The 21,856-nt window shown below is 47.5% G+C and carries 20 protein-coding genes, 1 rRNA gene and 1 riboswitch; of the genes, 18 read left to right on the forward strand and 3 right to left on the reverse strand.

Going from position 1 to position 21,856, the window contains the following annotated elements; translation table 11 throughout:
* The first annotated feature begins 116 nt into the window (after positions 1-116).
* Positions 117-232 (forward strand): 5S ribosomal RNA (rrf, locus tag J7E35_RS18405).
* Positions 233-1,310: 1,078 nt separating this feature from the next.
* Positions 1,311-3,017, forward strand: coding sequence for a methyl-accepting chemotaxis protein (locus J7E35_RS18410; RefSeq protein WP_214782267.1), 1,707 nt, complete (start codon positions 1,311-1,313; stop codon positions 3,015-3,017).
* 57 nt (positions 3,018-3,074) lie between these two features.
* Here J7E35_RS18410 and J7E35_RS18415 read toward each other — a convergent pair whose 3' ends face one another.
* The gene (locus J7E35_RS18415) at positions 3,075-3,419 is read right to left on the reverse strand and encodes an NIPSNAP family protein (RefSeq protein ID WP_214782269.1); all 345 of its coding nucleotides are present in this window, start codon (positions 3,417-3,419) and stop codon (positions 3,075-3,077) included.
* A 394-nt stretch (positions 3,420-3,813) separates the two neighbouring features.
* Between J7E35_RS18415 and J7E35_RS18420 the strand changes: the two genes are divergently transcribed.
* The 14 genes from J7E35_RS18420 (at position 3,814) to purD (ending at position 17,983) form a co-directional block, all read left to right on the forward strand.
* Positions 3,814-4,356 carry a DUF2179 domain-containing protein gene (locus J7E35_RS18420; RefSeq protein ID WP_041963873.1) on the forward strand — a complete coding sequence of 181 codons (543 nt, stop codon included), beginning with the start codon at positions 3,814-3,816 and terminating at the stop codon, positions 4,354-4,356.
* Entirely contained in the window at positions 4,353-4,559 is a 207-nt protein-coding gene (locus tag J7E35_RS18425; RefSeq protein WP_214782272.1) for an NETI motif-containing protein, read from the forward strand. The genes J7E35_RS18420 and J7E35_RS18425 overlap by 4 nt, the downstream gene beginning before the upstream one ends.
* Positions 4,560-4,671: 112 nt before the next feature.
* A riboswitch (purine riboswitch) is annotated at positions 4,672-4,773 on the forward strand.
* Positions 4,774-4,908: 135 nt separating this feature from the next.
* Positions 4,909-5,391, forward strand: coding sequence for a 5-(carboxyamino)imidazole ribonucleotide mutase (gene purE / locus J7E35_RS18430; protein WP_214782275.1), 483 nt, complete (start codon positions 4,909-4,911; stop codon positions 5,389-5,391).
* Positions 5,378-6,538, forward strand: coding sequence for a 5-(carboxyamino)imidazole ribonucleotide synthase (gene purK / locus J7E35_RS18435; RefSeq protein ID WP_214782278.1), 1,161 nt, complete (start codon positions 5,378-5,380; stop codon positions 6,536-6,538). Before purE ends, purK begins: the two co-directional genes overlap by 14 nt.
* On the forward strand, positions 6,535-7,827 hold the full coding sequence (purB, locus tag J7E35_RS18440; protein WP_214782281.1) for an adenylosuccinate lyase: 1,293 nt from the start codon (positions 6,535-6,537) through the stop codon (positions 7,825-7,827). The genes purK and purB overlap by 4 nt, the downstream gene beginning before the upstream one ends.
* 82 nt (positions 7,828-7,909) lie before the next feature.
* Positions 7,910-8,623 carry a phosphoribosylaminoimidazolesuccinocarboxamide synthase gene (gene purC / locus J7E35_RS18445; protein ID WP_214782284.1) on the forward strand — a complete coding sequence of 238 codons (714 nt, stop codon included), beginning with the start codon at positions 7,910-7,912 and terminating at the stop codon, positions 8,621-8,623.
* Positions 8,616-8,870, forward strand: coding sequence for a phosphoribosylformylglycinamidine synthase subunit PurS (gene purS / locus J7E35_RS18450; RefSeq protein ID WP_214782287.1), 255 nt, complete (start codon positions 8,616-8,618; stop codon positions 8,868-8,870). The genes purC and purS overlap by 8 nt, the downstream gene beginning before the upstream one ends.
* Entirely contained in the window at positions 8,867-9,553 is a 687-nt protein-coding gene (purQ, locus tag J7E35_RS18455; protein WP_214782290.1) for a phosphoribosylformylglycinamidine synthase subunit PurQ, read from the forward strand. Before purS ends, purQ begins: the two co-directional genes overlap by 4 nt.
* Positions 9,537-11,753: a phosphoribosylformylglycinamidine synthase subunit PurL gene (gene purL, locus J7E35_RS18460; protein WP_214782292.1), complete on the forward strand. Its 2,217-nt coding sequence runs from the start codon at positions 9,537-9,539 to the stop codon at positions 11,751-11,753. The genes purQ and purL overlap by 17 nt, the downstream gene beginning before the upstream one ends.
* Positions 11,738-13,150: an amidophosphoribosyltransferase gene (gene purF, locus J7E35_RS18465; protein ID WP_214782294.1), complete on the forward strand. Its 1,413-nt coding sequence runs from the start codon at positions 11,738-11,740 to the stop codon at positions 13,148-13,150. The genes purL and purF overlap by 16 nt, the downstream gene beginning before the upstream one ends.
* A gap of 331 nt (positions 13,151-13,481) precedes the next feature.
* On the forward strand, positions 13,482-14,525 hold the full coding sequence (purM, locus tag J7E35_RS18470) for a phosphoribosylformylglycinamidine cyclo-ligase (protein WP_214782296.1): 1,044 nt from the start codon (positions 13,482-13,484) through the stop codon (positions 14,523-14,525).
* Complete coding sequence (gene purN, locus J7E35_RS18475) at positions 14,522-15,124, forward strand: phosphoribosylglycinamide formyltransferase (protein WP_214782298.1); 603 nt, start codon at positions 14,522-14,524, stop codon at positions 15,122-15,124. Before purM ends, purN begins: the two co-directional genes overlap by 4 nt.
* Positions 15,103-16,641 carry a bifunctional phosphoribosylaminoimidazolecarboxamide formyltransferase/IMP cyclohydrolase gene (purH, locus tag J7E35_RS18480; protein WP_214782300.1) on the forward strand — a complete coding sequence of 513 codons (1,539 nt, stop codon included), beginning with the start codon at positions 15,103-15,105 and terminating at the stop codon, positions 16,639-16,641. The genes purN and purH overlap by 22 nt, the downstream gene beginning before the upstream one ends.
* Positions 16,642-16,720: 79 nt before the next feature.
* Entirely contained in the window at positions 16,721-17,983 is a 1,263-nt protein-coding gene (purD, locus tag J7E35_RS18485) for a phosphoribosylamine--glycine ligase (RefSeq protein ID WP_214782302.1), read from the forward strand.
* On the opposite strand, the gene J7E35_RS23765 is transcribed toward purD, so the two are convergent.
* Positions 17,961-18,074: an EYxxD motif small membrane protein gene (locus J7E35_RS23765; protein WP_353050380.1), complete on the reverse strand. Its 114-nt coding sequence runs from the start codon at positions 18,072-18,074 to the stop codon at positions 17,961-17,963. The two genes, purD and J7E35_RS23765, sit on opposite strands and share 23 nt — an antisense overlap.
* A gap of 240 nt (positions 18,075-18,314) precedes the next feature.
* Positions 18,315-18,587 carry a YgaP family membrane protein gene (locus J7E35_RS18490; protein ID WP_214735797.1) on the reverse strand — a complete coding sequence of 91 codons (273 nt, stop codon included), beginning with the start codon at positions 18,585-18,587 and terminating at the stop codon, positions 18,315-18,317.
* 402 nt (positions 18,588-18,989) lie between these two features.
* On the opposite strand from J7E35_RS18490, the gene J7E35_RS18495 reads away from it, so the two are divergent.
* Both J7E35_RS18495 and J7E35_RS18500 read left to right on the forward strand, forming a co-directional pair.
* The gene (locus J7E35_RS18495) at positions 18,990-20,729 is read left to right on the forward strand and encodes an adenine deaminase C-terminal domain-containing protein (RefSeq protein WP_214782305.1); all 1,740 of its coding nucleotides are present in this window, start codon (positions 18,990-18,992) and stop codon (positions 20,727-20,729) included.
* Between the two features lie 66 nt (positions 20,730-20,795).
* A complete protein-coding gene (locus J7E35_RS18500) occupies positions 20,796-21,833 on the forward strand; it encodes a DUF3048 domain-containing protein (RefSeq protein ID WP_214782308.1) in 1,038 nt (345 codons plus the stop codon).
* Positions 21,834-21,856: the final 23 nt, after the last annotated feature.

Genomic DNA, 21,856 nt, shown 5'->3' on the forward strand with positions numbered 1-21,856 from the left:
TGGAGCTGACTGATACTAATCGTTCGAGGACTTAACCAAAATAGATTGCTCGTTCTTCTTGAATTCTTCTTACAACATTATCTAGTTTTGAGGGTACAAAACCTCAAATCAAATAGTCTGGTGGCGATGGCGAGAAGGTCACACCCGTTCCCATACCGAACACGGAAGTTAAGCTTCTCAGCGCCGATGGTAGTTGGGGGTTTCCCCCTGTGAGAGTAGGACGCCGCCGGGCACACGAAAGAACAGCTGTAATGGCTGTTCTTTTTTTGTATGCTGATTTATAAATGATGCGTGAAATATGGCAATAACCGATTATATTTGGCCTGACTACGGACAAGTTTCGTGGAAAAGCACACAAAGTTGTCTAACCTGAGTCAACTTCAGACAGGTTTGGAGGTAATGAACGAAAAGATGTCTGAACTTGATTCAACTTCAGACAGATTTGAAGGAAAAACACAAAAACTTGTCTGAACTTGATGCAACTTCAGACAAGTTTGAAGGAAAAACACGAAAAGTTGTCTGAACTTGAGCCAACTTCAGACAAGTTTAAGGGAAAACAACGAAAAGTTGTCTGAACTTGATTCAACTTCAGACAGGTTTGAAGGAAAAACACGAAAAGTTGTCTGAACTTGATGCAACTTCAGACAGGTTTGAAGGAAAAATACGAAAAGTTGTTTGAACTTGAGCCAACTTCAGACAGGTTTAACGGAAAACAACGAAAAGTTGTCTGAACTTGATGCAACTTCAGACAGGTTTGAAGGAAAAATACGAAAAGTTGTCTGAACTTGAGCCAACTTCAGACAGGTTTAAGGGGAAACAACGAAAAGTTGTCTGAACTTGAGCCAACTTCAGACAGGTTTAAGGGAAAACAACGAAAAGTTGTCTGAACTTAAGCCAACTTCAGACAGGTTTAGAGGAAAAAGCCGAAAAGTTGTCTGAACCTGAAGCAACTTCAGACAAGTTTGGTGGAAAAACACAAAAAGTTGTCTGAACTTAAGCCAACTTCAGACAGGTTTGAAGGAAAAACACAAAAAGTTGTCTGAACCTGAGTCACCTTCAGACAAGTTTGGAGGAAAAGCATAAATAGCTGCCCTATCAAGGCCAACGGCAACCTCAAAACACAGCAAGGACTTGTGAAAACAGCTATATTAGCTGTTCTTTAATTTACACCAACAATCAAAATAAGTTGAATGTGTCCATTTTATGAAAACCTTTCACCGATTATGGATATATGCTCTACACTTACCGATATTACTTTAGCGGGAATGGTTTGTATCTTGCAGTAATTTCATCAAGGGGGAGCACGAATTGTGGGGAAGAAAAAGTCTGGTCTGCGCTTGAAATTAGGGACTAAAATCAATTTAATTGTACTGGGCACGGTTCTGTTGTTATCTGTGATTATCGGCGTAGTCGTGACCAGGGAAGTGACAAAGGGAATCAAGTCTTTTGCGGTGGAGAAGGCAAGGGGAGACCTTGCTCTTAGTGAGCGGTATATCAACAATAAGTTTCCGGGTGAATGGGAAATCAAAAATGATAAGTTATATAAGGGTGATAAGCTTTTTAATGATTACTATGAGATTGTAGACACGATTGGTAATGATACAGGTGATACGGTAACGATTTTTCAGGGGGATACCCGGATAGCGACAAATGTCATGCTTGAGGGCGAGCGTGCTGTAGGAACGAAGGTTTCTGAGGAGGTGGCTGATGTTGTCCTGAAGCAAGGGAAACCATATTATGGTGAAGCAATGGTTGCCGGCCATTCTTATCAAACAGCTTATACGCCTATTAAAGATCAGAATGGTAAAGCAATCGGGATATTCTATGTAGGAGCTTCGGAAAAGACGATTGAACAGATACTTTCTTCTTTCATGACTAAGTTTATCATCCAGGTAATTGTCGTGGTCATCATCGCTTCGATAGGGATCTACTGGTTTACACGCAGTCTGAGAAGAAGGCTTGTGGCGGTATCGGAAGCGATGACAAATGCTGGAGCGGGGGATTTTACCGCAGTGGTTGAGGATCATAGTGGCGATGAACTTACTGATCTGGCATATAGTTTTAATAAAATGAAAGACAATCTAAGCTCGATGTTGAGAGAGGTTCTGGAAACATCCGAACAAGTGGCAGCATCATCTGAAGAATTGAATGCAGGCGCTGAACAGACAAGCAGGGCGACTGAGCAGATAACAGAGGCGATTCAACAAATTGCCGGCGGCTCGGTTAGCCAGACACAGGGTATAGAGGAGAGTGCCATGTCGTTGGAGGAGCTGGCCAGGGGAGTCGCTAATATTGCGGAGACTTCTTCCTTGATCGCTGAATCCAGTTCGGAGGCAAGTGACCATGCCAAACAGGGTGAGTCATTTGTCCAGCAGACTGCAAGCCAGATGAGTTTGATTCATGCTTCTGTCAATGAAACGGGAGAGGTCATCCGCTTGCTGAATGAAAGGTCGAGACAGATTGGAAGCATTTCCGAGGCTATTACCCAAATAGCGGATCAAACCAATTTACTTGCCCTTAACGCAGCCATTGAAGCAGCAAGAGCGGGAGACCATGGAAAAGGGTTTGCCGTGGTTGCGGCGGAGGTTAGGAAATTGGCTGAGCAGTCCCAGATTTCTTCATCCCAGATTTCGGATTTGATCAGGCATATCCAAACTGATATGGAGCATTCAAGTGATTCGATGGATACTGTCAAAAAAGAGGTGATGAGTGGTCTGGAGATAGTTGAAGGCTCGCAAAGAAGCTTTCAGGAAATCCTTCGATCCATGGAGAATCTGGGCGGACAAGTCGAAGGGATGGCTGCTACCGCAGAACAGATGTCTGCGAGTACAGAAGAAATATCAGCAACAGTCAATGGAATGGCCTCCATTTCCAGAGATTCCTCACTGCATAGCCAGAATGTTGCCGCATCGGCTGAAGAGCAATTAGCATCCATGGAGGAAATAACTGCTTCAGCAAATAACCTGTCGGCCATGGCAGAAACACTGAAGGATGCAGTATCAGCTTTTAAAATATAAAATCATAATCTCCAAGAACCCAAACATCAAGCCAATTCATGAATGGCTTGATGTTTTTTAAACTATGGAGACGGTGGAAAGCAGCTTTTCATTCCTGGCTTCCAAAAAGTATTGTTTTTGAATATACTCCTTCCCGCCATTCTCTTCGTACCAATTTTTAATGCGTTGCAGATGTTCCTGATCACAACTAACTTTATTTTCTATTTCTATGTAATTCTCATAGCTGTCGTATTCCCAGATAGCAAATATTTCTGTTGTATCATCATCATGTGGCAGCATCCATCTTCCTGTCAGTCTGGCTCCGTGCTTCAGTTGATTTGGCAAGTTTATCTCGGTGAAAAGCTTATTGAATGGTTCTACAAAATCATTTTTTACTAAGTAGAATTTACGCCGATAAAACAATACTTACAACCCCTTATAATCGTTTATCCTAAAATGGTATACTTATCCATCATACTCGTCAATCAACATCATTTTTAATGTAAAAAAGTTTCAAATCATGAGGTTAAGGAAACCTTAAAATAAGAATCTTTTTAGTTATGGTATTTAAAAATAGTGTCTAGCTCCAGCGCCTAGTCCCTCGAATCGCTTCGGTCCGTCCAATGAAGTCAAAAAGCGACTTCACTGGTCGGCCCTCTGAGGCATAGGAAGTGCAGACCCGCCAGCCACACGATGTGGCGTTTAGGCGGGCAGCGCTTGTCGGGACTGACCAAGACGCTTGCGCTTTTCCCTTTACAAGTGATTTGATTAATGCGAACATTAAGGCTTATTAGATGAGATGTCTGGAGGGTTTTGAATGCTGGAAAATAGTTTTGTCATGGTGGCCATCATCTTAATCATCAATATTGTGTATGTGTCTTTTTTTACAATCAGGATGATCTTAACGTTGAAGGGGCAGCGTTATTTGGCTGCTGGGCTAAGCACGATTGAGGTTGTGATTTATGTGGTTGGACTTGGTCTGGTACTTGAGAATTTAAATCAGATACAGAATCTGGTTGCATATGCTGTTGGCTATGGTATTGGTGTCATTGTCGGGATGAAAATTGAAGAGAAGCTGGCACTGGGCTATATTACGATCAATGTGATTACGAAAGAATATGATGTGGATCTGCCGAAGGCCTTGCGTGCTCTAGGTTATGGTGTGACGGACTGGGCTGCCCATGGGCTTGAGGGCGACCGGATGGCAATGCAAATTTTAACGCCGCGAAAATATGAGTTGAAACTATATGAGAAGATTAAGGAATTGGACCCGAAGGCATTTATCATCGCGTATGAACCAAAATCGATCCATGGCGGATTCTGGGTTAAATCGGTACGGAAAGGAAAGCTGTTTTCATGAGCAAGGGAAAAAAGAAGCAAATGTATGAAGTCGGTGAACATGAATCAATCGATGATTGTCTTAATAGAATGAAGAAAGATGGATTCGCCCCTGTCCGCAGGATGGAAAAGCCGATTTTTAAAGAAGTAGAAAAGAATGGCACCGTTGAATATGAGCCTGCTGGCAGGCAGACCATATTTGAAGCAAAGTTGATTGAAAGCTGACTTGCGTTAGTTGTTTAAAGACCTAAACACGAACAATATAAAATGGAAATTATCTAATGTTCGATTATTGATTGACAATAAGTCGAATTAGTTGTTAATATGTAAGTGTCGAAAGTGAAATTTAGTTTTCCCTCGTATAATAATGGGGATATGGCCCATGAGTCTCTACCCGGCAACCGTAAATCGCCGGACTATGAGGGAAAGTAGTTTTTTAAGTGAAGGGAAAAGAAATCGCGTTCACTTATGGATTTCTTTACTTATGCACCCGGACAGACTACTTTCTCTTCTATCAAGAGGAAGAAGTCTATCCGGGTTTTTTGTTGTGATACTCCAAAGGGAGGTTAGAGAAATGACGGTTGCAGTCATTATGGGGAGCAAGTCAGATTGGGAAACGATGAAGCACGCGTGTGACATACTTGATCAGTTAGAAGTTTCTTATATAAAGAAGGTCGTTTCAGCGCATCGGACGCCAGATTTGATGTTTCAGTTTGCGGAGAGTGCGAGAGACGCGGGAATTAAAGTTATCATCGCTGGAGCTGGCGGAGCCGCACATTTGCCGGGGATGGTAGCGGCGAAGACCACACTTCCGGTTATCGGGGTGCCAGTGCAATCGAGGGCTCTCAACGGCTTGGATTCACTTTTATCGATTGTCCAGATGCCTGGCGGAGTGCCAGTTGCGACGGTCGCGATTGGGAAAGCAGGTGCAACGAACGCAGGTCTCCTTGCGGCACAGATTCTTGGGGCATTTGACAGTGAAGTTGCCGGGAGATTGGAGTGGCTGAGGGAAGAAACAAAAATGTCAGTGATGGAAAGCAGTGATGAGCTTGTCTAAATTGATTTTTCCAGGAGAGACAATCGGGATCATTGGCGGCGGCCAGCTTGGCAAGATGATGGCGCTGTCGGCTAAAGCGATGGGATTCAAAGTCATTGTGCTTGATCCAACAGAGGATTGCCCGTGCGGCCAGGTGGCTGACGAGCAGATTGTCGGCGGATACGATGATCTTGTTAAAATAAAACAGCTGTCTGATAGCAGTGATGTAATTACTTATGAGTTCGAGAATATTGATGCGGATGCGCTTGACTGGCTGAATAAACATGCCTATGTGCCGCAGGGAACGGAATTGCTGCGGGTCACTCAGGACAGGATAGAAGAGAAGCGCAATATCCAGGCAGCTGGCGTCAGGGTTGCTCCATATACGACTGTGACAAGAGTGGAGGATGTCAGGGCAGGTGTCGAGGAACTGGGATTGCCAGCAGTATTGAAAACAGCACGCGGCGGCTATGACGGCAAGGGCCAGCTGGTCATCAGGTCTGTGGATGATATCCCATTGGCTGAAACATTAGTCAGCCAGGGGGCATGTGTGCTGGAGAAATGGATTCCTTTTGAAAAAGAAATTTCGGTGATCATCACTCGCAGTACGAAAGGTGAAAGTACCGTTTTTCCGGTAGCGGAAAACATCCATAAGGACAACATCCTGCACCAGACCATCGTGCCGGCGAGAATCAGTTCCGCGGCTGAAGCAAAGGCAATGGAAGCAGCTGAACAAATCGCGTCAGCATTAGGATTGGTCGGGACGCTGGCGGTTGAGATGTTTTTAGCGGCCAATGATGAGCTCTACATAAATGAACTGGCACCAAGGCCGCATAACTCGGGGCATTATACGATTGAAGCATGTGAGACTTCGCAGTTCGAGCAGCATATCAGGGCAGTTTGCGGCTGGCCAATGGGAAGCACGAATTTGCTGAAGCCAGCTGTGATGGTGAATATCCTCGGGCAGCACCAGCAGCCATTGCTGGATAAAATCGCCGACTTGCAGGATTGGAAAATCCATCTATATGGTAAAAAGGAAGCCAAATATAAACGGAAAATGGGGCATGTGACCCTTTTGCGAGAGACAGTAGAGCAAGCGCTGACAGAAGCGGAGCAAAGCAGCATCTGGGAAGGCGCAGCAGAAATGATCGGAGGACAAAAGAGATGATAGATCGTTATACAAGACCGGAAATGGGTGCAATCTGGACGGAGGAGAATCGCTTCAAGGCATGGCTTGAGGTTGAGATCCTTGCATGTGAGGCATGGGCTGAGCTTGGGGAGATTCCTAAGGAAGACGTAAAGAAACTGCGTGAGAATGCATCTTTTGATATTGACAGGATCAAGGAAATCGAAGAAGAGACGCGCCATGATGTGGTTGCTTTTACAAGAGCGGTTTCTGAAACGCTTGGCGAGGAGCGCAAATGGGTGCATTATGGCCTAACTTCCACAGACGTGGTGGATACGGCTTTATCGTATGTGCTTAAACAGGCGAATGAGGTTTTGCTGAAAGACCTTGAGAACTTTGTAGAGATCCTGGCTAATAAGGCCAAAGAACATAAATACACGGTCATGATGGGCCGTACTCACGGTGTTCATGCTGAGCCTACTACTTTTGGCTTGAAGCTGGCGCTATGGCTGGAGGAAATGAAGCGCAATCTCGAGCGATTCAAAATGGCGTCCCGTGATGTCGAGTTCGGCAAGATTTCCGGTGCGGTCGGAACATATGCGAATATCGATCCTTTCGTTGAAGCTTACGTCTGTGAAAAATTAGGGCTGCAGCCGGCACCGATTTCGACTCAGACCTTGCAGCGTGACCGCCATGCTTTTTATATGTCGACGCTTGCACTGATTGCGACTTCGATCGAGAAGTTTGCGGTTGAGATTCGCGGCCTGCAAAAGAGTGAAACACGCGAGGCAGAGGAGTTTTTTGCAAAAGGGCAGAAGGGTTCTTCGGCCATGCCGCATAAGCGCAACCCGATTGGCTCTGAGAATATGACAGGGATGGCCAGGGTCATCCGCGGCTATATGACGACTGCTTACGAGAATGTGCCTCTATGGCATGAGCGCGATATCTCGCATTCCTCTGCAGAGAGAATTATTTTACCAGATGCGACAATCGCATTGAACTATATGCTGAACCGCTTCGGCAATATCGTGAAGAATTTGACGGTGTATCCGGAGAACATGAAGCGCAATATGGACCGGACGCTTGGCTTGATTTACTCCCAGCGTGTGCTGCTTGCCTTGATTGACAAGGGCATGTCCCGTGAGGAAGCATATGACACTGTCCAGCCGCGAGCGATGGAGGCATGGGAAAAGCAAGTGCAGTTCCGCAGCCTGATCGAGCAGGATGAAAAGATTGCCGGACTGCTGAGTGAAGCGGAAATCGATGACTGCTTTGATTACAACTACCATATCAAGCATGTTGATATGATATTTGAACGACTGGGGCTTTAATATGAACGGGCAAGGTTTCTTGCCCTTCTTTTATCTAATAGTGACTGAAGATTGCTAATTATCTCAATCGGAGGGCGTTAAAATGGAAAATCTGTTATACGAAGGGAAAGCGAAACGGATATACGCAACAGATGACGAGCAGGTAGTAAGGGTCCAATACAAGGATTCGGCGACGGCCTACAATGGCGAGAAAAAAGCGGAGATTGTCGGCAAGGGCAGGCTGAATAACGAAATTACGAGTCTATTATTCTTGAAGCTTAGCGATGCGGGAATCCAATCGCATTTTATCGAAAAAATTTCCGGAAATGAGCAGCTGGTCAAGCGGGTTTCCATCATTCCGCTTGAGGTGGTAGTGAGGAATTTTGCTGCAGGCAGTTTTTCGAAGCGTCTTGGTGTTGAAGAGGGCCAGAAGCTTTCCCGCCCGATTGTCGAGTTTTATCTGAAGGATGATTCGCTGGGCGATCCGCTGATTACGGATGAGCATGTCGATGTGCTGAATTTAGCAACTTCAGAGGAAGTGGCTGAGCTGAAGACAGCAGCTTTGAAAATCAATGATGTACTTGGCGGTTTTTTTGCAGAGATTGGCGTGAGGTTAATAGATTTCAAGCTTGAGTTCGGCAAGGATGCAGACGGGAAGATTTTGCTGGCAGATGAGATTTCACCTGATACTTGCCGCCTGTGGGACATGGAGACACAGCAGAAGCTTGATAAAGATGTATTCCGCCGTGATTTGGGAAATCTGACAGATGCTTACGAAACCATTTTAACGAGATTGGGAGGACAATTGCATGTATAAAGTGAAGGTGTATGTGACGTTAAGGGAAAGTGTTTTGGATCCACAGGGGACGGCTGTTAAAAACTCGCTGGCAACCCACGGTTACGAAGGCATCCAGGAGGTTCGCATCGGAAAGTATATGGAGCTGACTTTGGATGAAACCGTGAAGGACGTTGATTCAGCGGTCAAGGAAATGTGCGAGCGCCTGCTGGCGAATCCGGTGATCGAGGACTACAGGTATGAAGTTGAGGAGGTTGTTGCACAGTGAAATTTGCGGTGATTGTCTTTCCGGGTTCGAACTGTGACATCGACATGTACCACGCGGTAAAAGATGAGCTTGGCGAAGAAGCGCAATATGTCTGGCATGATGCTGAAAGCCTTGAAGACTTTGATGCGGTGCTTTTGCCTGGCGGTTTTTCATATGGAGATTACTTAAGATCTGGCGCAATCGCGCAGTTCAGCAATGTCATGAAGGAAGTTGTGAAGGCTGCTGAAGCAGGAAAGCCCGTGCTAGGTGTCTGCAATGGTTTTCAGATTTTGCTTGAAGCGGGCCTGCTTCCAGGAGCGATGCGCCGCAATGACAGCCTGAAGTTCATTTGCAAGCAGGTGGAACTGAAGGTTGAGAATAACGAAACCATGTTTTCAGCTGGCTATGAAAAAGGCGAGGTCATCACAGTTCCGGTTGCGCATGGTGAGGGCAACTATTATTGCGACGAAGAAACCCTTGCTCGTTTAAAGGCAAATAATCAAATCGTGTTCACATACAAAGGCGAGAATCCGAACGGAAGCCTTGAAAATATCGCGGGAATCATCAACGAACGAGGAAACGTCCTCGGAATGATGCCGCATCCGGAGCGCGCGGTCGATGAGCTGCTTGGCGGCGCGGACGGGTTGAAGCTTTTCAAATCGATCGTCAAACAATGGAGGGAAGCATATGCGCTTAATGCTTGAACCAAGTCCAGAGCAAATTAAACAAGATAAGATTTATCAGGAAATGGGACTGTCAGACAGCGAGTTTGCTTCTGCCGAAAAGATCCTTGGACGTACTCCTAACTATACAGAAACAGGTTTGTTCTCTGTCATGTGGTCAGAGCATTGCAGCTACAAGAACTCAAAGCCTGTGTTGAAAAAGTTCCCTGTCACCGGAGAGCGTGTTTTACAGGGGCCAGGTGAGGGAGCGGGAATCGTTGATATAGGTGATGGCCAGGCGGTCGTGTTCAAAATTGAAAGTCATAATCATCCATCTGCAATCGAGCCTTACCAGGGTGCCGCTACGGGTGTTGGCGGAATCATCCGCGACGTTTTTTCGATGGGAGCAAGGCCGATTGCTTTACTGAATTCCCTCCGATTTGGCGAACTTGAGTCACCAAGGGTGAAATATTTGTTTGAACAGGTTGTTGCCGGAATTGCCGGATATGGAAACTGCATTGGAATACCGACAGTGGGCGGAGAAGTCCAGTTTGATGCTGCTTATGAGGGCAATCCTTTAGTTAACGCGATGTGCGTTGGACTGATCAACCACGAAGACATCAAGAAGGGCCAGGCACATGGGGTCGGCAATACGGTGATGTATGTTGGTGCGAAGACGGGCCGCGACGGGATTCATGGCGCCACATTTGCGTCCGAGGAATTGACTGAGGCATCGGAAGAGAAGCGTCCGGCTGTCCAGGTCGGCGATCCGTTCATGGAAAAATTACTGCTGGAAGCTTGTCTCGAGCTTGTAAAAAATGATGCTCTTGTTGGTATCCAGGACATGGGCGCTGCTGGTTTGACCAGTTCATCTGCAGAGATGGCGAGCAAAGCGGGTTCCGGGATCGAGATGAATCTAGACCTCGTGCCGCAGCGTGAAACAGGCATGACGGCTTATGAGATGATGCTTTCCGAATCACAGGAGCGCATGCTGATTGTTGTTGAAAAAGGCCGTGAGCAGGAAATTATTGATCTTTTTTCAAGGTATGAGCTTGAAGCAGTTACAATCGGAAAAGTAACGGACGACAGGAAGCTTCGACTTTTGCATAAAGGGGAAGTGGTGGCTGAGGTTCCTGCAGATGCGCTCGCTGAAGAGGCTCCTGTCTATTACAAGCCTTCCAGTGAACCGGCTTATTTCCGCGAGTTCCAGAACATGGACAATCAGGTTCCTGAAGTCGAAAACTATGAAGCGACTCTTTTGCAGCTGCTCCAGCAGCCAACGATTGCGAGCAAAGAGTGGGTGTATGACCAGTATGACCATATGGTGCGTACCAGCACGGTCGTTTCACCTGGTTCTGATGCAGCGGTTGTAAGGATTCGCGGCACAGAGAAGGGCCTGGCGATGACGACAGACTGCAACTCTCGCTATATCTATCTTGATCCTGAAACAGGAGGAAAGATTGCCGTTGCAGAGGCGGCGCGCAATATTGTCTGCTCTGGCGGCGAGCCTTTGGCAATCACGGACTGCCTGAACTTCGGAAATCCAGAGAAGCCGGAGATTTTCTGGCAGTTTGAAAAAGCGGTCGATGGCATGAGCGAAGCGTGCCGGACATTGAGCACACCTGTTATCGGCGGAAATGTGAGTCTTTATAACGAAACGAATGGCACAGCTGTCTATCCGACACCAGTTGTCGGCATGGTCGGTCTTGTTGAAAACTTAAAGCATGTGACGACTCAGCATTATAAAAATGCCGGCGACCTGATTTATCTGCTTGGTGATACGAAGGATGAGTATGGCGGCAGCGAGCTGCAGAAGCTTACGTATGGCCGGATTTTCGGCAAGGCGCCTGAACTTGATTTAGATGTGGAAGCCAGCTATCAAGCACAGATTTTAACAGCGATCAAAAATGGGCTTGTGGCTTCTGCGCATGATGTTGCGGAGGGCGGCGTGGCGGTTGCACTTGCTGAATCCGTGATTGGCAGCAAGGGGCTGGGAGCTAAGGTTACACTGGAAGGCAACACAGTTTCAGCCTTGTTCAGCGAATCGCAATCCCGCTTTATTTTATCGGTAAAACCAGAGCACCAAATCGAGTTTGAAAGCTTAACAGACGCGGTGCTGATTGGTGAAGTCGTTGAAACGCCGGTTTTAAAGATTGATGTCAATGGAGTGAACGTGATCAATCATGATGCAGAGGGGCTGAAAAAGGCCTGGAAAGGAGCCATCCCATGCTTGCTGAACTAAAAGGCTTGAATGAGGAATGCGGCGTTTTTGGAATCTGGGGACATCCCGAGGCAGCACAAATCACGTATTACGGCCTTCACAGCCTGCAGCATCGCGGCCAGGAAGGCACGGGAATCGTTGTCAGTGATGGTCAGCAGCTTAAGGGCCGAAAAGGCGAAGGGCTTGTGACAGAAATTTTTACGGCAGATGCGATGGACGACCTCCAGGGTGTCGGCGCCATTGGTCATGTCCGCTATGCAACTGCGGGAGGAGGCGGCTATGAGAATGTCCAGCCGCTTCTGTTCCAATCGCAAAGCGGCGGCCTGGCCCTTGCGCATAATGGCAATCTTGTAAATGCAGATGCGCTTAGGAACCAGCTTGAGGCCCAGGGAAGCATTTTTCAGACTAGCTCTGATACCGAAGTGCTCGCCCATTTGATTAAGCGAGGCGGCTTCAGCCAGCTGAGGGATCGCGTAAAAAATGCCTTGCCGATGCTGAAGGGTGCTTATGCCTTTTTGATCATGACCGAGACAGAATTCATTGTTGCGCTCGATCCGCACGGACTGCGCCCGCTCTCATTAGGCAGGCTGGGCGATGCTTATGTCGTCGCGTCTGAAACCTGCGCGTTCGACATTGTCGGAGCCGAGTTTGTCAGGGACATCCTGCCAGGCGAATTGCTCGTGATCGATGCAGACGGCCTGCATTCTGAAATGTACTCCATGAATTCAACCACGGCCATCTGTACAATGGAATATATTTATTTTTCCAGACCCGACAGCAATATCCACGGAATCAACGTCCATGCCGCACGTAAAAATCTCGGCAAGCAGCTGGCGAAGGAAGTGCCGATCGAGGCTGATGTGGTGACTGGTGTACCCGATTCCAGCATTTCTGCAGCGATTGGGTATGCAGAGGAATCTGGCATTCCTTATGAGATGGGTTTGATCAAGAACCGTTATGTCGGCCGGACCTTCATCCAGCCATCGCAGTCATTGAGGGAGCAGGGTGTGAAGATGAAGCTTTCGCCGGTGCGCGGAATTGTTGAGGGCAAGCGTGTCATCATGGTGGACGATTCGATCGTGCGCGGCACGACCAGCCGCCGGATCGTAAAAATGCTGAAGGAAGCAGGTGCGACAGAAGTACATGTCGTCATCAGCTCACCACCGATCCAGAATCCATGCTTTTACGGCATCGACACCTCGACACGTGAGGAGTTGATCGCTTCTGAACACTCAGTAGAGGAGATTCGCCAGTTAATTGGAGCAGACACATTGACGTTCTTGAGTGTCGAGGGCATGCTCGAGGCGATTGGGCGCAATGATGGCGGGGAGACCCGCGGCCAGTGCCTGGCATGCTTTACCGGGAAGTACCCGACGGAAATCTATCCGCAGGCCGTGCCTGCCGGACAGAAGTGTTGATTGGTTTTCGAGTTGTTTTTTCCGAATTTAGGATGGCGGCATGATTATCACGAGTTTTCGGGCAATTATGGGAAAAGTTTTGGAGATTATGGTCATGAATTGGGAGATTCCGGCCAGTGATTGGGAGAATATGAGTACTCATTAGGAGATTAGGGAAAATCATTGGGCAGCTGTGATTACTTATTAGAGGATTCCCGCTAGTAATCGAGAAAATTTGAATGTTTTTTCCGGGAATCCGCGGTGAGACCGTACATTCAGGTGCATTTCGTGGAACGATTGAACAAAAAACAGGTAACTAAAGATGAAAACAGCCAAATCGGAGGTAGTGAACATGGCAAATGCGTATAAGCAGGCTGGTGTGGATATTGAGGCCGGGTATGAAGCGGTCAAACGGATTAAAAAGCATGTGAATCGGACGGTCAGGCCTGGTGTAATGGGTGCGCTGGGCGGATTCGGCGGTATGTTCGACCTTTCCAGCCTTGGGCTGAAGGAGCCGGTGCTCGTTTCAGGTACGGATGGTGTCGGCACTAAGCTGATGCTGGCCTTTATGATGGACCGCCATGATACAATCGGCATAGACGCGGTCGCGATGTGTGTGAATGACATCGTCGTCCAGGGAGCGGAACCTTTATATTTCCTTGATTACATCGCCTGCGGCAAGGCTCAGCCTGAAAAAATCGAGGCGATTGTCAAAGGGATTGCCGATGGCTGTGAGCAGGCCGGATGTGCGCTTGTCGGTGGTGAAACTGCCGAAATGCCGGGGATGTATTCTCCGGAAGAATATGATCTGGCTGGGTTTGCGGTGGGAGCCTGTGAAAAAGCAGATATTATCACCGGCCAGCAAATCAAAGAAGGCGATGTGCTGATCGGGCTGGCGTCGAGCGGTATCCACAGCAATGGTTACTCGCTTGTGCGCAAGGTGTTTTTTGAACAGGCCGGCTGGGAGCTTGACCGCCATGTCGAGGAGTTCGGCTGCACGCTTGGGGAAGAGCTGCTCAAGCCGACGCGGATTTATGTAAAATCGGTGCTTGCCGCTATGAAGCAGTTCGAGCTTAAAGGTCTTGCCCACATCACGGGCGGCGGATTTATTGAAAATATCCCAAGGATGCTTCCGGAAGGGCTTGGCGCTGAAATCGAGGAAGGCAGCTGGGAGATTCCGCAGGTATTCAAAACATTGGAATCTTTAGCAGAACTTGATCGTACGGACATGTATAATACATTTAATATGGGCATTGGGATGGTAGCTGTTGTCGATAGTGAAATCGCCCATGAAGTTGCAGCGTTTTTTAACGAGCAGGGCGAGAAGGCTGCTATAATAGGCACAGTTACCGTTTCTGAAGGAATCCAGGCGAAAATGGCTGGTGAGCAGGCATGAAAAAAATAGCTGTTTTTGCATCGGGCAGCGGGAGCAACTTTCAGGCAATCGCGGTCGCGGCCCAGGCCGGCACATTGAAGGCTGACATCAGCCTGCTCGTTTGCGACAAGCCGGGCGCTTTTGCAATCGATCGCGCTGAAATGCTTGGAATTCCTGCATTCGTCATCAGCCCGAAGAGCTATCCTTCCAAGGCAGCATATGAGGCAGAGATTTTGCAAAAACTCGCTGGTCTTGAAATCGAGATGATTGTCCTTGCTGGCTACATGCGCCTGATCGGGCCGACACTTCTCGAGGCGTATGAAGGAAAGATAGTCAATATCCACCCGTCATTATTGCCTGCTTTTCCTGGAAAGGATGCGATTGGCCAGGCGCTGGCAGCTGGTGTGGAGAAAACCGGAGTGACGATCCATTACGTCGATGAAGGGATGGATACCGGACCGGCCATCGCAAGTGCGACAGTGAAAATCGCGCCAGGCGAGACGAGAGAGACACTTCAAAAGAAAATACAGCGGATTGAACACAGCCTGTTTCCAGAGGTTTTGGAGCAGCTGTTGAACGGAGAAGGGGAGGCAGTACAATGGGAAAAAAGCGTGCACTGATCAGTGTTTCAAATAAGGAAGGAATTGTCGAATTAGCGAAAGAGCTTGTACAGCTTGGATTTGAAATCGTCTCGACAGGAGGTACAAAGCAGGCGCTCAAGGATGGCGGCGTCCCGGTCATCGGCATCAGCGATGTGACAGGTTTCTCGGAGATCCTTGAGGGGCGGGTGAAGACGCTTCATCCAAAAATTCATGGCGGCCTGCTTGCGAAGTATGACGATCCATCCCACCAGGCTCAGCTATCTGAAAATGAAATCGAGAAAATTGAGCTTGTCTGCGTGAATTTGTATCCTTTTAAAGAAACAATCTCAAAACCTGGTGTTACGCCTGAGGATGCGATCGAAAACATCGACATCGGCGGCCCGGCGATGCTGCGTGCCTCTGCGAAAAACCATCAATACATAACAGTAATTGTCGACCCTGCGGATTACCAGCAGGTGATTGAAGAGTACAAAAGTCAGAACGAAACCACCCTCGAAACCCGCCGACGCCTGGCTGCGAAAGTATTCCGCCACACGGCTGCCTATGATGCGCTGATTGCAGAATACATGACCAACCTTGCGGGCGAGGAACAGCCGGAAAAAATGACGGTGACTTACGAATTGAAGCAAAGTCTGCGCTATGGAGAAAATCCTCATCAAAAAGCAGCTTTTTACCAGAAGCCGCTTGGCTCGGCATTTTCAGTTGCGGCAGCGGAACAGCTTCACGGAAAAGAGCTTTCCTATAACAATATTAACGATGCTAACGCTGCCTTGCAGATTGTAAAAGAATTTACTGAACCCGCAGCGGTTGCGGTCAAGCATATGAACCCTTGCGGAGTTGGCACTGGAAAAGATATTTTTGATGCTTTTGGAAGAGCATTTGAAGCAGATCCTGTTTCGATTTTTGGCGGCATTATCGCCCTGAACCGCGAAGTGGACGGAGAAACTGCCCGAAAGCTATATGAAATATTCCTTGAGATTATCATTGCGCCTTCATTTAGTGAGGAGGCCATAGAAATTTTAACGGCCAAGAAAAATCTTCGTTTATTGAAGGTCTCATTTGACGGGGAAGCTTCAAAGGAAAACACACTTTCCTCGATTGAAGGCGGATTGCTCCTCCAGGAACAGGATGCTTTTGGCTTTGATGAGGCAGAAATTTCTGTACCGACGAAACGTGAACCGACGGAAGCCGAGTGGGAAGCGTTAAAGCTAGGCTGGAAGGTTGTTAAGCATGTTAAGTCAAATGCAATCGTTGTATCAGATAAAGATATGACCTTAGGGATTGGAGCCGGACAAATGAACCGTGTCGGTGCCGCTAAAATTGCCCTTGAACAGGCTGGTTCGAAAGCGGATGGAGCAGCACTCGCATCGGACGCGTTCTTCCCGATGGACGACACCGTCGAGGCAGCGGCAAAAGCCGGTGTCACTGCGATTATCCAGCCAGGCGGATCTGTCCGCGATGCTGATTCAATCAAAAAAGCGGATGAATATGGCATTGCGATGGTGTTTACAGGCATAAGGCATTTCAGGCATTAATGGATGGCCAAATGCGGTTTTTGGCTTGAGTAAGGTGTCAATTTAATCAGTTATTCTGAAATTTACGGGGGTGTGTGTTATGAAGGTTCTTGTGGTTGGCAAAGGTGGCCGTGAGCATGCGATTTGCCGGAAGATCAGCGAAAGTCCGCTTGTGTCAGAGGTATTGGCGGCACCGGGAAATCCAGGGATGGCAGACTATGCTAAGCTAGTGGCGATCAATGAAAACGAATTGGATAAACTTGTTTCTTTTGCGAAGGAGGAGCAAGTCGGTCTGACAATCATCGGGCCTGAGGTTCCTCTGCTTGAGGGTCTGGCAGATCGTTTCATTGAGGAAGGGCTGAAGGTGTTCGGTCCGCGTAAAGCTGCGGCAATCATTGAGGGAAGCAAGTCGTTCGCGAAGGATCTTATGAAAAAGTACGGCATCCCAACTGCAGCGTATGAAACATTCACAGATTATTCGGAAGCACGTGATTATCTTGCCCAAGTTGGAGCGCCGATTGTCATAAAGGCGGACGGACTCGCGGCTGGCAAGGGTGTTGTCGTGGCGATGACAGTACAGGAAGCAGAACAGGCTTTGCAGGAAATGATGCTGGAGAGTAAATTCGGCGAGGCTTCTGCGAGCGTGGTAATGGAGCAATTTTTAACAGGAGAAGAGTTTTCGCTGATGGCGTTTGTGAACGGGGATAGTGTGATTCCACTGGAAATCGCTCAGGACCATAAGCGTGCCTTTGATGGAGATAAAGGGCCGAATACCGGCGGCATGGGGGCGTATTCACCAGTGCCGCATATCAGCAAGGAATCAATCGAGGTTGCAGTGGAGCAAATCCTTAAACCGGCGGCGATTGCGATGGAGATGGAAGGGCGCAGCTTTACCGGAATTCTGTATGCAGGGCTTATTGAAACAGTGGACGGTCCTAAGGTGATTGAGTTCAACGCGCGCTTCGGCGATCCGGAAACACAAGTGATTTTGCCAAGGATGAAATCAGATCTGGTCAAAGTCATGCTAGAAGTGCTGGAAGGAAATAAGCCAGAGATTGAATGGCATGATGAAGCAGTGGTCGGTGTAGTCGTCGCGGCCAAAGGCTATCCTGAGGAATATGAAAAAGGCGCTGTATTGAAGGGTCTTGAAAATATATCGCAGGTATTTCATGCAGGCACGGCGAAAAACAGTAGTGGTGAGTTTGTAACCAATGGCGGCAGAGTGCTGCTTGTCGGGGCAAAAGCGTCTTCATTAAAAGAAGCACAGCAAAAGGTATATGCTGAGCTTGAGAAACTGGACTGCCCGGAAACCTTTTACCGAAAGGACATAGGCAGCAGAGCTATCGGGCACGTCTCCTGTTAGAGCCCTTAGCGTAAACAAGCACAAGAGCGATGATGCTTCCGATCAATGCAATCCAGACGAAGCTGACATCCATTATATATTCCCAAAACATAAAATCATCTCCTTTAGATTAAGCCCCCGGTTTATTGGGGGCTTTTTAATTATGGCTCTTTTCTCAAACTTTGTTGCTATTGACTACATTGAATGACCTAACTTTCTTCGCAAAGTTGATCTTTTTATGAGAAAAGAGCCTGCAAACTTAATACCGACCTCCAAAATAACCTTTTATTACGTTAAAATCGGCAGTAGGATTTTAACAACAATCTTTACGAAAACAGCCTTAATTATTACATCAACTCGGGTTATAAGGAATCCAGCCTTCAGAATCCCCATTCTCAGCGTTCCGATCCTCCATCATGTCCTGGCCTTTTTCGTATGCGGCAGTCAGCGGACAATAGCGGACAATTCCTTCGCCGACCTTCATTGCGCCCATCATTGCCATGAAAATATAGGAATCCCTCCAGGGCCGTTTCACCATTTTCGATGTCGACCATGCCAGAATTGTAAGACCTGCTGTAATCCTGATCAGCGCGTTGATAATTCCGATATTCGGACGTACATTCATATCCTCATCGCTCCTTTACACTATTTTTACAGTTAATTTGAAATTCTTTAATGCGTTAAACAATGAAATATGTTACGATAGTACAATAATGTAAGGGCTTTCTTTTTAAGTGAATTACGATTTAAGCATGAGGCTCTGTTAAATCCATGTTATATATAACACTCTGTTGATTGAAGTGGAAGGCGTGTAGACTCCTCGGAAATTGCTAATGCAATTTCCTCGTGCGTGGGCCAATTCGCAGAAGCCTTTCAATGTCCTGCGGAATCAGCCGGCTAGGTGAGACCCCGCAGGAGCTTGCGACGAGGAGGCTCAGCGCCGGCCCCGAGGAAAGCGAAGCGCCTGGAACGAAAATCAACAGCCATTTTTAACAGAGCCCTAACATAGAGAAAAGGGGAACATGGTATGGAACAACGTTATCGATGGAAAAACAAACAATTGCGCGACCATGCTGCTGTTTTGGACGGCACCCTTTCACCGACGGTTCTATTGAAGAATGCGACATATTTGAACCAGACATTCCGCAAGTGGATGACTGCGAACATTTGGATTTACAATGACAGGATTGTGTATGTTGGTGAAAACCTGCCTGAAAATACAAAGCAATGTGAAATAGTGGATTGCACCGGGATGAAGCTGGTGCCGGGCTATATTGAACCTCATGCCCATCCATTTCAACTTTATAATCCCCATTCTTTCGCTGCCTATGCATCCCAGACGGGGACGACAACACTGATTAATGACAATATGGTGCTGGCTTTACAATTAGGAAAAAAGAAAGCGTTTTCTTTTATAAATGAGCTGAATGATAATCCGGTCACAATGTACTGGTGGTGCCGTTTTGATGCCCAGACTGAAATCCAGCATGAGGAGGAAGTCTTCTCCAACAGCAATGTAAGGGCATGGCTTGAGCATGAGAATGTCGTCCAGGGCGGTGAGCTGACGAGCTGGCCGAAGCTGATGAACGGCGACGACATGATCCTTCACTGGATGCAGGAAACGAAGCGCCGTCACAAGAAAATTGAGGGGCATTTTCCTGGTGCATCAGAAAAGACGCTGGCGAAGATGATGCTGTTTGGCGCAGATTGCGACCATGAGGCGATGACTGGCGAGGAAGTCCGCAGAAGGCTGATGCAAGGTTATATGGTTTCCTTGAGGCATTCATCGATCAGACCGGATTTGCCGAAGCTACTCGATGAGATCCATGAACTGGATATTGCGGTGTACGATCGGTTTATGATGACAACGGACGGGGCATCGTCTGCGTTTTACGAAAATGGCGTGATCGATGAACTGATCCGCATTGCCATCGATCGAGGCGTCCCAGTCATTGATGCTTATAATATGGCAAGTATCAACGTGGCCCGTTATTATAACTTCGAGCATCTTCACGGCAATATTGCGACAGGCCGGGTTGCGAACATCAATATTTTGAGTGATAAGTTGAACCCGACACCTGTGTCAGTATTAGCAAAAGGCCAGTGGGTAAAGCGTGATGGAGAAGCGATCGATGCAGCGAAAGAAATTGACTGGGCTCAAATGGGATTTGAGCCGCTTAAAATGGATTGGGACCTGACGGTGGATGATATGCAATTCTCGATGCCTTTTGGAATAAAAATGGAGAATTCGGTCATTACAAAACCGTACTCGATTTCAATTGATGTGTCCGCTGAGGAATTATCTTCAAATCATGATGAGTGCTTTTTCATGCTGATCGACCGTCATGGCAAATGGCGTATCAATACCATGCTGAAAGGGTTCGCGACAGACTTGCAGGGACTGGCAAGCTCGTTTTCCAATACTGGAGACATCATTCTGATTGGTAAAAACAAGCAGGATATGATGGCTGCTTTTAACAGGATGAAGGAACTTGGCGGTGGCATTGTAGCGTGTGAAAATGGCGTGACTGTCAGGGAAATCCCGTTGAGGCTGCAGGGCATCATGTCGAGCCATCCTGTGACTGAGCTGATGGCTGAGGAGAAGAAGCTGCTTGACTATTTAAAGGAAAAAGGCTACAAATTCGCCGATCCGATTTATTCACTATTATTCTTCAGTTCAACGCATTTACCATATATCCGTATCACACAGGAGGGTATCTATGATGTGATGAAAAAAACGGTACTCTTTCCAACGATAATGCGTTAAAATATAAAAGTGCATCTAGACATAGACAGCCATGAACGAACTGGGAGTTCAAGGGGTGGCTCAATAATGAAAAAATGGATCGCTGTGCTGGCAGCCGCAATTTTTCTTACGGCGGGGTGCAGCAGTAAAGAGACAGAGAAAAAAGAAGCAACAGAACATAAAGAAAAAGAGATTGTAGTAGATGAGGTTGTTCCACCGGAGGAACTTCCTTATCAATTCCCGCTGACCGGGATGGGTACTGCAGAAGAGAGCTTCGACCGGGCAGTGGCCGTGGTGGTCAATAACCACCCAAAGGCGCGGCCGCAATCAGGTCTTGACAAAGCTGACATCGTCCACGAGGTTCTTGCTGAAGGAGACGTGACAAGGTTCATCGCGATTTTTCAAAGTGAACATCCTGAAAAAATAGGGCCGGTCCGCAGCGCGAGGGAATACTTTATCGACCTGGCATCCGGATATGACAGCTTTTTTATCGCACACGGCTACAGTCCTGAAGCGAAGGACATGCTTGAACGCGGAGTGATCGATAACATCAACGGCATGCAGTATGATGGAACATTGTTCAAACGGGCCGATTTCCGCAAGGCGCCTCATAATTCTTATATTACCTATAAGAATATTGTGAAGGGAGCGGAAAAGAAAGGCTACGCACTTGATGAAGCACCGGCTTCTGCAGTATTCTTGAGCAGTGAGGAAGCGGAAGGCCATGAAGGTGCTCCAGCCGGGGAAATCATGGTCAACTACGGAACGCCGTCGTTCGATGCGATCTACGAATATGACGCGGAACAACAGAAGTACCACCGTTTTAATGGCAGTGAGGAAAGTGTTGACTTTGAATCGAAGGAACCAATTCTGATTGACAACATCCTTGTCGTGCAAATGGACCATCGCATCGTGGATGATGTGGGCCGCAGGGTCATTGACATGGCATCCGGCGGCAAGGGATATCTGTTCCAAAAAGGCAAAGTGAATGAGATACAATGGAAAAATGAAGCTGGCAGAATCGTCCCTTATAAGGATGGAGCAAGAGCTGGTTTCGTTCCCGGGAAAACATGGATCAACATTGTCCCATCGATCAGCGATGTCTCATTCGACTCTCAACAATAAAATTCTGAGTGAAATAAGGGGTA

This window comes from Bacillus sp. ISL-45 (assembly GCF_018613195.1).
Taxonomy (GTDB): Bacteria; Bacillota; Bacilli; order Bacillales; family Cytobacillaceae; genus Mesobacillus.

What these genes read in the sequence shown, in the direction of transcription:
- J7E35_RS18420 (WP_041963873.1), top strand. Translation starts at nt 3,814, where the DNA reads ATGCTGGAAAATAGTTTTGTCATGGTGGCCATCATCTTAATCATCAAT.
- J7E35_RS18425 (WP_214782272.1), top strand. Translation starts at nt 4,353, where the DNA reads ATGAGCAAGGGAAAAAAGAAGCAAATGTATGAAGTCGGTGAACATGAA.
- purE (WP_214782275.1), top strand. Translation starts at nt 4,909, where the DNA reads ATGACGGTTGCAGTCATTATGGGGAGCAAGTCAGATTGGGAAACGATG.
- purK (WP_214782278.1), top strand. Translation starts at nt 5,378, where the DNA reads ATGAGCTTGTCTAAATTGATTTTTCCAGGAGAGACAATCGGGATCATT.
- purB (WP_214782281.1), top strand. Translation starts at nt 6,535, where the DNA reads ATGATAGATCGTTATACAAGACCGGAAATGGGTGCAATCTGGACGGAG.
- purC (WP_214782284.1), top strand. Translation starts at nt 7,910, where the DNA reads ATGGAAAATCTGTTATACGAAGGGAAAGCGAAACGGATATACGCAACA.
- purS (WP_214782287.1), top strand. Translation starts at nt 8,616, where the DNA reads ATGTATAAAGTGAAGGTGTATGTGACGTTAAGGGAAAGTGTTTTGGAT.
- purL (WP_214782292.1), top strand. Translation starts at nt 9,537, where the DNA reads ATGCGCTTAATGCTTGAACCAAGTCCAGAGCAAATTAAACAAGATAAG.
- purF (WP_214782294.1), top strand. Translation starts at nt 11,738, where the DNA reads ATGCTTGCTGAACTAAAAGGCTTGAATGAGGAATGCGGCGTTTTTGGA.
- purM (WP_214782296.1), top strand. Translation starts at nt 13,482, where the DNA reads ATGGCAAATGCGTATAAGCAGGCTGGTGTGGATATTGAGGCCGGGTAT.
- purN (WP_214782298.1), top strand. Translation starts at nt 14,522, where the DNA reads ATGAAAAAAATAGCTGTTTTTGCATCGGGCAGCGGGAGCAACTTTCAG.
- purH (WP_214782300.1), top strand. Translation starts at nt 15,103, where the DNA reads ATGGGAAAAAAGCGTGCACTGATCAGTGTTTCAAATAAGGAAGGAATT.
- purD (WP_214782302.1), top strand. Translation starts at nt 16,721, where the DNA reads ATGAAGGTTCTTGTGGTTGGCAAAGGTGGCCGTGAGCATGCGATTTGC.
- J7E35_RS23765 (WP_353050380.1), bottom strand. Translation starts at nt 18,074, where the DNA reads ATGTTTTGGGAATATATAATGGATGTCAGCTTCGTCTGGATTGCATTG.
- J7E35_RS18490 (WP_214735797.1), bottom strand. Translation starts at nt 18,587, where the DNA reads ATGAATGTACGTCCGAATATCGGAATTATCAACGCGCTGATCAGGATT.
- J7E35_RS18495 (WP_214782305.1), top strand. Translation starts at nt 18,990, where the DNA reads ATGGAACAACGTTATCGATGGAAAAACAAACAATTGCGCGACCATGCT.
- J7E35_RS18500 (WP_214782308.1), top strand. Translation starts at nt 20,796, where the DNA reads ATGAAAAAATGGATCGCTGTGCTGGCAGCCGCAATTTTTCTTACGGCG.